The following is a 1,528-nucleotide window of genomic DNA, read 5'->3' on the forward strand; positions in this document are numbered from 1 at the left end:
CCCATCCATTCAGGCTCAAATCCCAAGGTGGTGCACGCTCGGGGCACCATTACTTCGGGCTCGGCCTAACCTCTCGCTGCAACGGACCCAGGCGCCAGCGCCTGGTCCGCTGAGCTTCTTTCGTTAGGCCCCAATGAAGATTCAAACCCGCTTTGGAGAAGTTGAGCTGATCGACGAAGGTCAGGTTGGCTATTCTTTCGGGTCTCAAGACAACAAGTATCAATACCCTTCCGAGATCAATTTTTCAGAAGAGCCAAGACCACCAGTCGTTTTGGGGATCAAATTGAACTCGGCCCCCCTAATTGCATTTGGTGGATACGGCATCGGCATTCAGATAGGTCCTCACCTATCGATCGCATTGAGTGATCGCCTGTTTGTGGTTTTCAAACGCTGGCTGATTTGCATAGACCTAGCCACCCATCAGCTTTTATGGTCCATAGAGGCTGATCCAATCAATTGTTTCGGCCTCTACCATTCCAGCGAGCACTCGGCCTTGATCACGCATGGCGAACTCGAGGTTGCCAGGTTTGATGAGGATGGCGCCAAGCTTTGGCACACTTCAGGCGCTGATATCTTTTCTGAGGGCTTCAAGCTAGAACCTGATTCAATCTTGGTTGTCGATTTCAATGGCACAAAATACAGATACTCCTACGATGGTGGCCTACGCATGGCCTAACCCTCCGCTCAAGTCGGACCCCGCCTGCATTGCCTTTCGCTCTCTCTCATTATTTCGCTATCTCGGCTCTGCTCATCGTCTCGGTGCAGGCGCGGCCGCTTAGCTTCATTCGTTAGGCCTTCTCTTGAGATCTCGAATTCCAATCTATCCAGTCATCGCCCTGCGCAACCGGTTTCAACTTGGTGGTGCTGGCTTGGCCGTTGCAGTTGTATCGATTGTGGCCCTGCCTGGGCATTGGAAATATCTGGGAATCATCGCTTCCGCTGCGATGGCGATATATTTCCTCCGAGCCGTGATTCGGATGAATAATTTTGAATGTCCTCACTGCGGAGCTTCAGCTTCATCCTTCTTGGGCGATGGTCTGATGTACACAGATCAGTGCAAAACATGTGGGCGAGATATGAATATTCCTCCAAATCCAAGCTATTAACCGACTGAGGCAGGCCGTATCTTCGTTCTCTGAAGGCCTAACCCTCCGCTCAACTCGGACCCCGCCTGCATTGCCTCCCGCTCTCTCTCAGCTTCCTGCTTCCTCGACTCCGTTCAGCGCCTCGGTGCAGGCGGGTCCGGTTAGCTTCATTCGATAGCCAACTTGACATGCGCTCATGGGTGCGCATACTGAATGCGTATCGCAGAGGTGCATCATGCAGGCCTACTACAAAACCGACGCCCCCAAGAAACCGGTCAACCTCTCCCTAAATGGTGACTTACTGAAGGTAAGTAAAGACCTTGGCCTCAACCTTTCCGGTCTCGCCGAAGAGGCCATTGCCAAGGCAGTCCGTGCGCGCCTTGCCGAGGTGTGGCTCTCAGAAAATGCTGATGCCATTCAGGCCTACAACAAGCGCGTTGAGT

2 protein-coding genes are annotated in these 1,528 nt (G+C 52.9%); both read left to right on the plus strand.

Going from position 1 to position 1,528, the window contains the following annotated elements:
• Positions 1-133: 133 nt before the first annotated feature.
• The gene (locus tag QSJ34_RS18515; RefSeq protein ID WP_285578169.1) at positions 134-676 is read left to right on the plus strand and encodes a hypothetical protein; all 543 of its coding nucleotides are present in this window, start codon (positions 134-136) and stop codon (positions 674-676) included.
• A 644-nt stretch (positions 677-1,320) separates the two neighbouring features.
• Positions 1,321-1,528: type II toxin-antitoxin system CcdA family antitoxin (locus QSJ34_RS18520; RefSeq protein WP_285578170.1), on the plus strand; the 208-nt coding region annotated here is incomplete at its 3' end.

This window comes from Geothrix limicola (assembly GCF_030268085.1).
In the GTDB taxonomy this organism is placed as follows: domain Bacteria; phylum Acidobacteriota; class Holophagae; order Holophagales; family Holophagaceae; genus Geothrix; species Geothrix limicola.